Below are 8,194 nucleotides of genomic sequence, written 5' to 3' on the forward strand. Positions count from 1 at the left end.
CCTAAATAAATATGCATAAGAGCTCCTTTATGTGCGGGATACCCTTATGCATATTATCGTCTATCCTATTCTTTCAAACCCATTTCTTCTTCAACAACCGCTGCGATACGGCTTACATATTCCTCGCAAAGCTCGGCAGAAGGAGCTTCAGCCATAACACGCACCAACGGCTCTGTTCCGGATGGGCGGACAAGGATGCGGCCATTTCCGTTCATTTCCGCTTCAACCTGGTCGATCACAGCTTTTACTTTTTCATTATCTGTAACGTGGTGCTTATCGGTCACACGGATATTTACCAATACCTGTGGGAATTTCTTCATTTCATTCGCAAGCTCGGATAGAGGTTTCTTTGTTGCCTTCATGATATTGGCAAGCTGAAGGCCACTCAGAAGGCCATCGCCTGTTGTGTTGTAATCAAGGAAGATGATATGGCCAGATTGCTCTCCGCCGAGGTTGTAACCATTCTTCTTCATCTCTTCCACCACATAACGGTCGCCTACAGCCGTCTGGACGCTCTGGATTCCGTTAGCCTCTAAGCCTTTGTAGAAGCCAAGGTTGCTCATCACAGTGGAAACGACTGTACCCTGCTTCAACTGTCCTCTCTCGTTCATGTACTTTCCGCAGATGTACATGATCTGGTCGCCATCAACGATTTCTCCATTTTCATCGATTGCAATCAAGCGGTCGCCATCGCCATCAAATGCGAGACCCATGTCCGCTCCCTTTTCCTTGACGAATGCTGCCAATGCCTCTGGGTGGGTTGAACCAACACCGTCATTGATATTCAAGCCATTAGGCGATGCGCCCATTGTGGAAGTATCAGCATCCAGGTCAGCAAACAAATGCGTTGCCAGCGAGGATGTCGCTCCGTGTGCACAATCCAGTGCGATATGAAGCCCTGTGAATTCCTCATCCACTGTTTGCTTCAGGAATTGGAGGTACTTCTGTCCGCCTTCAAAGTAATCGTTCACCTGTCCCAGGTCTCCGCCTACCGGACGCGGCAGCTCATCTGCTTCCATGTCCATCAATTGCTCGATTTCATTTTCCTGCTCATCAGAAAGCTTGTAGCCATCAGGGCCAAAGAACTTGATGCCATTATCGGCAACAGGGTTATGCGAGGCAGAAATCATGACACCAGCCTGTGCGCCCAGAGCCTTTGTCAAATAAGCTACACCAGGAGTAGAGATGACGCCGAGACGCATGACTTCCGCTCCGATCGATAATAGCCCCGCTACAAGAGCTCCTTCAAGCATATGTCCGGAAATACGCGTGTCACGGCCAATCAACACTTTTGGGCGGTCATGTTCTTTTGTGAGGACATACCCTCCGAAACGACCCAGCTTGAAAGCCAATTCTGGAGTCAATTCGCTGTTCGCCACACCACGAACTCCGTCAGTACCGAAATATTTACCCATTCTTAAAATCTCTCCTTGTATGAAAAATTACAGTCAATTAAGCGTCTTTTTTTGCAATCGTTACACTGGCTTTTTGCCTCACCAGTTTCCATGTAATATTTTGAGGCGCGGTCACCTTCATGTCGACCTCGTGATTTCCCTCATCCAATCCGGATACATCGATCAGGATTTTAAAATCGCCTGCAGCAAGAGGGGAAACAAGGTCATTCGGTCCCGCAACAGTTATATTCGTCTGCCCATTGGAAGGGTTAAGGAAGCCGACTTCATAGTCATCCTCCACCCCTTCTATTTCAATCGGGATATTGGAGATTGTTTTCTCTGATTCCTTTGTGACATCGACAGATACTTTCACCAACTCAGGTGATACCTTTAAAACGCCATTTCCGATAATGACCGGGAGGGTGAGTTCCGTATCTTCATCTATCTTGCTCAGGTCCACCTCGACCCTGACATTCTCGGTCTTTTCCAAAACATCAGGCGGCGCAAGGATTTCTGCTTCATTCGTTTCTAATTTAATGTCATTGATTGTTACCCCGCCAGGCGGGTTTCCTTTACGGACTATATCAATCGGGACTTTTTTGCTTGAGCTTTTAACCGGAATGGTCACATCAACGGTCTGTGGATCAATGATTACATCGAGCTTGTTCATGTCTTTGTCCAGTGCCAGTACACTTGCCTCACGCGTGATGGTATCTGTCAGTTTGCCTGATGAATTAACCGTCGCCTTGACATAAGTGATTTTATCGATCATATCCTTGGCACCTGTTATTTGCACCCTGTTCGGTTTAACTGTCGGCTTCTCGGCTATATAACCATCCTCAACAATGTTGCCGCTGAATTCTGCATCTACCCTGAATTCTTTGGTTACCTTCTCCTGGACGGAAACGTTGGCGTAACCAGGTTCGATCGTCACCGTCAGCCGTTCGGAAATATCTTTGATGGTGATGGGTACCCGCTGTTTCCCAATTTCTGCATCTGTCAAATCAACAAACACTTCAAAGTTCCTTAATGTCTTCGCCTGCTGAACGAGGTTTTTCGGCCCCTGCAGCGTGACCGACACCGTTTCAGGCACACCTGAAACAACCAGTGTATCCGTATCATAAATCCTCTTTACCGGTACTTCTTCAACCGTCTCCACCTTTTCATCAGATGGGACACTTACATCGCCTGGCTTGCCAGGCTCGTTTTTCGGGACAGATCCGAAAAGCAAAATCGCAAGAACCAGAGCCACTGCTTTAATGAACCACGGATTATCCATCCATCTATCCATTTTTCTTCCCCCTCCAATTCCAGCGGGTAGAAGCTGCCTGTTTGATTCGTGATGGTGAAATCAGCTCGGCGGTGAGCAGTTCCCTTAGCGTTTCCCCGCTCAGATCCCGGTACAGTTCACCATTCCGGGTAACAGATACATTTCCAGTCTCCTCTGACACAACAATAGTAATGCTGTCGGTCACTTCGCTGATCCCCAGCGCTGCTCTATGCCTCGTGCCCAGTTCCTTTGAGATGAACGGACTTTCGGACAACGGCAGATAGCAAGCTGCCGCAGCAACAATATTTTTCTGTATGACCACGGCTCCATCATGAAGCGGCGTATTCGGTATAAACAGATTGATCAGCAATTCAGAGGAAAGTTTTGATTGAAGCGGAATGCCTGTTTCTATGTAATCACTCATCCCTGTTTCTCTTTCAATCGAGATCAGCGCTCCAATCCGGCGCTTGGCCATATAATCGGTCGCCTTGATAATGGCTTCCACCATTTTCTCCTCATCTTCATCTTCCTGCAAGCCAGACCTTGAAAAAAGCCGTCCACGGCCAAGCTGCTCGAGTGCCCGGCGCAACTCAGGCTGGAAAATGATGATGATGGCCAGAAATCCCCAGGTAAGCACTTGTTCCATCATCCAGCTGAGCGTGTTCAATCCGAAGAAATCACTGACAAACTTTACAATCAGGATGACGAAGATCCCTTTTAAAAGCTGGACAGCCTTTGTGCCCCGGATGATCGCAATCAGCTTATAAATGACGAACCAAACCAGGAGAACGTCAACAATATTGGCCAGATATTCTATAAAGTCGAATTCCGCAAACGACATTGCACTTCCTCCAATAGTTTAGTAAGGCTTTTCCGCAACTGTAAAGGATGCGGGAGAGCCCTTTTATAAAAAATATAAAAAGCAAAAGTCACTCTGCCTATAATTGAATATAACTTTTTCATTATAACATAAGCCTGTTCAAACTAATAATGATACAGGCCACTTTAAAAAACAGCCATTCCTATTGGAATGACTGTTCCTTCTCATCATGATCAAAAAGGTTGGCTGTGTTCTTGACAGTCTTTTTGATATGATACCAGATCCACTCGAACACTTCATTGACTTCTGTTATTTCTCCTGTGACATTCCCCGCTGAGGCCATATACTTCTCTCCGTTGATGACGGTAACATTCCCCTGGACCTCTCCCTCGATCTTCACCTTGCCGTTCCGGACAACGACATCACCCTTGACGACCTCACCCTCAGGCACGATGACTGTATCGTTTTCCACGATCAGGTTAGGCTGTTTGGAGACCGAAAACTGATGGTCTTCGTTCCAGGTAGTAAGAATGCTGCCTGCCATTAATGCCAGGAAAAGCGAGGCTGCCGTCAGCAGCGGATGGCTTCGGAACCAGCGCTGGACGCCTGTTCGTTTCTTTTCCTTCGGCAAGCCTGCCATCACCTTTGATGTAAAATCATCGGGTGCATGGATATGGGAGGTACTTTGCACAAGAGCGATCGCCTTATTCAGTTCCCTGAAGTATTCCTGGCAATCTGTACAGCTTTGCAGATGTTCTCTTAATATCTTCTCGTGCTCCTCCGTAATTTCATCGTCTAGGTATTCATGCATATAGTCTATTAATTGTTCGGGACATTTCATTTACGTTCACCTCACCTTATACGTGTCGCAGCTGCTGCCTTAAGGCTTCTCTTCCACGATGGATTCTTGTCTTTACCGTGCCAAGCGGGAGATCGAGTATTTCGCTGATCTCATTCAAACTGAGCTCCTCAATATACTTTAATACGATGACCGACCTGTATTTATCGGGTAGTTTCGAAATTTCTTTTTGAATCGTGTCCTGCAACTCAAGACTTTCTACTTCGTCCTCTGGCAATGGAGTTTCAGAAGGAACCTGTGAATACATTGTCAGCCCCTCAGTTCCAGGCACCTCCGCATCAAGGAAATAATCTGGTTTCTTCTTGCGGATTCTGTCAATGCATAGATTTGTAGCTATTCTATACAGCCATGTTGAAAACTTCAAGTTCTGATTGAAGCTGTTGATATTGATATATGCACGGATAAAGGCTTCCTGTGCAATATCCTCTGCCTCATGCCGATTCCCAAGCATACGGTAGCAAAGCTGGAATACCTTGTCCTTGTATACCTCGACAATTTCTCCATAGGCATTCTGGTCTCCCTTGATTACCTGTTTTATTCTGTGTTTTACGATCGTTTCCATTAATTTTACCTCCGCGCTTTATGCGGCTAATCGATATACGAATCGATTCCGGAAAAGGTTTCGTTTTTATGATAAAAATCTTTACAATATATGTATCTGACACAATCCTGCTAAAACTGACGTGTTTTTCATGTCATGCGAAAAAAGTCGATAAGTTAATTTTAACAAATTATTCCCATATTGGTTTAAAAAGTTTTGGACAGGGGTAAAAATAGACTATATTCATTGAAAGCGAGGCAAATTTTTTATGTGTGCGGAATCGTTGCTGAAGGATATTGAAAATTGCCGTAAAGAAATGGTTGAATTAGCTGCCAAAACCTCGCTGTCCAATCAACGTGTGGTAGACATCAGTACAAGACTCGACCATTTACTAAATAAATATTACCACTTATCGTCATAAAAGACAGTTCTATATTCATGATAAAAGAGCAGCAGCCATCAATTGGCCGCTGCTCTTATTTTCTTTTCCACATAGTTATCCTATTCCCTTTGCAACGGTAAAATTACAAAAGCTTCTCTCCAAACAATGATCCCATCAGAGCTACTGCTGCAATGGCTGTTTTGTTCTTCTCATCAAGAATCGGGTTGACCTCTACGAATTCAGCAGATGAGATGATTTTCGCCTCGGCCAGCATCTCCATAGCCAGGTGACTCTCACGATAGCTGATGCCGCCAATTACCGGTGTGCCTACACCCGGTGCATCTGTAGGGTCCAAGCCATCCAGGTCTAGAGAAAGGTGGACACCATCTGTCTTGTCCTTTAAGTAATCGATTGTTTCTTCCATCACCCTTGCCATGCCCATGCGATCGATCTCATGCATGGTGTAAACCTTGATCCCCATTTCCTTGATCAATTCCTTTTCGCCCTCATCAAGTGCACGGGCACCGATAATGACGATATTCTCAGGCTTCACCTTTGGTCCGTATCCGCCTAATTGGGTCAGCATATCATGGCCAAGACCAAGGCTGGCCGCAAGCGGCATTCCGTGAATATTGCCTGATGGTGATGTTTCTGCCGTGTTCAAATCTCCATGAGCATCATACCAGATGACACCCAGGTTTTGATAGTGCCTGGATACACCAGCCAGCGTTCCAATTGCAATACTGTGGTCTCCTCCTAAAACAAGCGGGAAAGACCCTGACTCGATGATTTTATCTACTTCTTCCGCCAGCAAACTATTTTTTTCAGCGACCAGCTCCAGATTGCGAAGATTGCTGTTAGGGTCTATTTTCACTTCAGGCCTTCCGACCGCGATATCTCCCAAATCCTCGATCTCATCGAATAACACTCTTAATCTTTCATTGATGCCGGCATAACGGATGGCACTTGGCCCCATGTCCACGCCCCGTCTCATCTGCCCCAGATCCATTGGCATGCCGATAATCGATAGCTTCTTCATAAAACTTCTCCCCCTAGCCTTCTCTGTCTCTCCTCCTATTTTAAACGCTTACATTCACATGACTCAACTGGACAATTTCATGAATATATATACGGTTTGGAATAGCCTGAATTTATTCCTTTTATTCCTTTGAAGCACACAAAAAAGCCATAAATCCAAATGGATTTATGGCTGATATGGTATTTATGTAGTGTGATGGTGGAGCCTAGCGGGATCGAACCGCTGACCTCCTGCGTGCAAGGCAGGCGCTCTCCCAGCTGAGCTAAGGCCCCATTTTGGAGCGGAAGACGGGATTCGAACCCGCGACCCCAACCTTGGCAAGGTTGTATTCTACCACTGAACTACTTCCGCATGATTTCATTATATTAGAAAAGACCCCTAAAAATAAAGAAAAAATCATTCTTAGAGGTCCTGCATGAGTGAGCCATGAAGGACTCGAACCTTCGACCCTCTGATTAAAAGTCAGATGCTCTACCGACTGAGCTAATGGCTCCCAATAATGTAGTGTAACAAAGTTGGCTTCACCCGATAAAGTCATCCTGTCGCATCTGCGCTGCTCGAAAGTCCTCACGGTCTTTCTCGCAAGTTGCCGAAGAAGCAATCCAGGGAGTGAGCAACTTGCTCTACCGACTGAGCTAATGGCTCCTAGGATATAATCTACCCTGTCCATCGTCTTTTAAGCATGTTAGCGTGCGTAAAAGAAAATAAAATGGCTGGGCTAGCTGGATTCGAACCAACGCATGACGGAGTCAAAGTCCGTTGCCTTACCGCTTGGCTATAGCCCAATGAGAAAAATAAAAAGGACATCAATTACTTGTCCAATTTGTATATGTATTAAAATGGTGGAGGGGGACGGATTCGAACCGCCGAACCCGGAGGGAGCGGATTTACAGTCCGCCGCGTTTAGCCACTTCGCTACCCCTCCACATATAGATGCTACGAAGACCTAAGTTCTTCTTTGCATGAATTCCGCTGATATCATTCAGGGAAAGAAAAGAATGGTGCCGGCGAGAGGACTTGAACCCCCAACCTACTGATTACAAGTCAGTTGCTCTACCAATTGAGCTACACCGGCATTCAATAAGATTATTTTATAAAAATCATGGTGGAGGATGACGGGATCGAACCGCCGACCCTCTGCTTGTAAGGCAGATGCTCTCCCAGCTGAGCTAATCCTCCGTTTATCTATGGGAATTTCTTTTCACTGCGTGAATATTAAGCAAGATTATTCTCGCTATCGCGAAAAAATCCAAGTGACCCCTACGGGATTCGAACCCGTGTTACCGCCGTGAAAGGGCGGTGTCTTAACCGCTTGACCAAGGGGCCATATAATAATATTTTCAGAGCTTCCAAGCGGGCTCGAACCGCTGACCTCTTCCTTACCATGGAAGTGCTCTACCTGCTGAGCTATGGAAGCATATTGCTGCCAGCTCAAATGACTTCTGTCATTTAGAGATAATGGCTCCGCAGGTAGGATTCGAACCTACGACCGCTCGGTTAACAGCCGAGTGCTCTACCACTGAGCTACTGCGGAATAGTGGTAATATAACATAACTCTTGCAGATGATCCGTTTGCCTCATCTTAGAAGGTTGTCCAAGATGCAAATGCATCCTGCCCGGCGGCGTCCTACTCTCACAGGGGGAAACCCCCAACTACCATCGGCGCTGAGAAGCTTAACTTCCGTGTTCGGTATGGGAACGGGTGTGACCTTCTCGCCATCGCCACCAGACAATTTTTCAAAGACAATATTTATTATACTGCCTTTTATGCATTTTTCAAGAGAATTTTTAGGAAAGTTATTTTACTTTCACAAAAATTTGTTCCCTCAAAACTAGATAATGTGTAAGAAGAATTCAGAAGAACGAATGATCAATTTGGTTAAGTCCTC

At 45.8% G+C, this 8,194-nt stretch carries 7 protein-coding genes, 10 tRNA genes and 1 rRNA gene; 1 reads left to right on the forward strand and 17 read right to left on the reverse strand.

Translation table 11 applies throughout. The features are described from left to right. Window positions 1-65: 65 nt before the first annotated feature. From glmM to sigW, 5 genes are all read right to left on the reverse strand, one after another. On the reverse strand, window positions 66-1,415 hold the full coding sequence (gene glmM, locus EJA10_RS22235; protein ID WP_125482207.1) for a phosphoglucosamine mutase: 1,350 nt from the start codon (window positions 1,413-1,415) through the stop codon (window positions 66-68). 37 nt (window positions 1,416-1,452) lie between these two features. Beyond that, complete coding sequence (locus EJA10_RS22240) at window positions 1,453-2,685, reverse strand: CdaR family protein (RefSeq protein ID WP_125482208.1); 1,233 nt, start codon at window positions 2,683-2,685, stop codon at window positions 1,453-1,455. Then, complete coding sequence (gene cdaA / locus EJA10_RS22245; protein WP_125482209.1) at window positions 2,678-3,505, reverse strand: diadenylate cyclase CdaA; 828 nt, start codon at window positions 3,503-3,505, stop codon at window positions 2,678-2,680. Before cdaA ends, EJA10_RS22240 begins: the two co-directional genes overlap by 8 nt. A 181-nt stretch (window positions 3,506-3,686) precedes the next feature. Further along, on the reverse strand, window positions 3,687-4,325 hold the full coding sequence (locus EJA10_RS22250) for an anti-sigma factor family protein (protein ID WP_125482210.1): 639 nt from the start codon (window positions 4,323-4,325) through the stop codon (window positions 3,687-3,689). A 16-nt stretch (window positions 4,326-4,341) separates the two neighbouring features. Further along, complete coding sequence (sigW, locus tag EJA10_RS22255) at window positions 4,342-4,905, reverse strand: RNA polymerase sigma factor SigW (protein ID WP_125482211.1); 564 nt, start codon at window positions 4,903-4,905, stop codon at window positions 4,342-4,344. A 247-nt stretch (window positions 4,906-5,152) separates the two neighbouring features. Between sigW and EJA10_RS22260 the strand changes: the two genes are divergently transcribed. Further along, complete coding sequence (locus EJA10_RS22260; RefSeq protein ID WP_125482212.1) at window positions 5,153-5,305, forward strand: aspartyl-phosphate phosphatase Spo0E family protein; 153 nt, start codon at window positions 5,153-5,155, stop codon at window positions 5,303-5,305. A 103-nt stretch (window positions 5,306-5,408) separates the two neighbouring features. On the opposite strand, the gene rocF is transcribed toward EJA10_RS22260, so the two are convergent. The 12 genes from rocF to rrf form a co-directional block, all read right to left on the reverse strand. Further along, window positions 5,409-6,305, reverse strand: a complete 897-nt coding sequence (gene rocF / locus EJA10_RS22265) for an arginase (protein WP_125482213.1) — start codon at window positions 6,303-6,305, stop codon at window positions 5,409-5,411. Between the two features lie 196 nt (window positions 6,306-6,501). Next, window positions 6,502-6,577 (reverse strand) — tRNA-Ala (locus EJA10_RS22270). A gap of 4 nt (window positions 6,578-6,581) precedes the next feature. After that, a tRNA-Gly gene (locus EJA10_RS22275) sits at window positions 6,582-6,656 on the reverse strand. A 69-nt stretch (window positions 6,657-6,725) separates the two neighbouring features. Next, a tRNA-Lys gene (locus EJA10_RS22280) sits at window positions 6,726-6,798 on the reverse strand. Between the two features lie 217 nt (window positions 6,799-7,015). Continuing rightward, window positions 7,016-7,090: transfer RNA gene (locus tag EJA10_RS22285), tRNA-Gln, on the reverse strand. Window positions 7,091-7,145: 55 nt separating this feature from the next. Then, window positions 7,146-7,230: transfer RNA gene (locus tag EJA10_RS22290), tRNA-Tyr, on the reverse strand. Window positions 7,231-7,304: 74 nt separating this feature from the next. Then, window positions 7,305-7,380, reverse strand: a tRNA-Thr gene (locus EJA10_RS22295). Between the two features lie 28 nt (window positions 7,381-7,408). Further along, window positions 7,409-7,484, reverse strand: a tRNA-Val gene (locus tag EJA10_RS22300). A gap of 75 nt (window positions 7,485-7,559) precedes the next feature. After that, window positions 7,560-7,631: transfer RNA gene (locus EJA10_RS22305), tRNA-Glu, on the reverse strand. 18 nt (window positions 7,632-7,649) lie between these two features. Beyond that, window positions 7,650-7,722: transfer RNA gene (locus tag EJA10_RS22310), tRNA-Thr, on the reverse strand. 42 nt (window positions 7,723-7,764) lie between these two features. Beyond that, window positions 7,765-7,839, reverse strand: a tRNA-Asn gene (locus EJA10_RS22315). A gap of 80 nt (window positions 7,840-7,919) precedes the next feature. Further along, window positions 7,920-8,035, reverse strand: a 5S ribosomal RNA gene (rrf, locus tag EJA10_RS22320). Between the last annotated feature and the right edge of the window lie 159 nt (window positions 8,036-8,194).

The sequence above is a fragment of the Mesobacillus subterraneus genome (assembly GCF_003937825.1).
Classification (GTDB): Bacteria; Bacillota; Bacilli; order Bacillales; family Cytobacillaceae; genus Mesobacillus; species Mesobacillus subterraneus.

Coding starts and splice junctions, on each gene's coding strand:
- EJA10_RS22260 (WP_125482212.1), top strand. CDS start 5,153: ATGTGTGCGGAATCGTTGCTGAAGGATATTGAAAATTGCCGTAAAGAA.
- EJA10_RS22250 (WP_125482210.1), bottom strand. CDS start 4,325: ATGAAATGTCCCGAACAATTAATAGACTATATGCATGAATACCTAGAC.
- glmM (WP_125482207.1), bottom strand. CDS start 1,415: ATGGGTAAATATTTCGGTACTGACGGAGTTCGTGGTGTGGCGAACAGC.
- sigW (WP_125482211.1), bottom strand. CDS start 4,905: ATGGAAACGATCGTAAAACACAGAATAAAACAGGTAATCAAGGGAGAC.
- rocF (WP_125482213.1), bottom strand. CDS start 6,305: ATGAAGAAGCTATCGATTATCGGCATGCCAATGGATCTGGGGCAGATG.
- cdaA (WP_125482209.1), bottom strand. CDS start 3,505: ATGTCGTTTGCGGAATTCGACTTTATAGAATATCTGGCCAATATTGTT.
- EJA10_RS22240 (WP_125482208.1), bottom strand. CDS start 2,685: ATGGATAGATGGATGGATAATCCGTGGTTCATTAAAGCAGTGGCTCTG.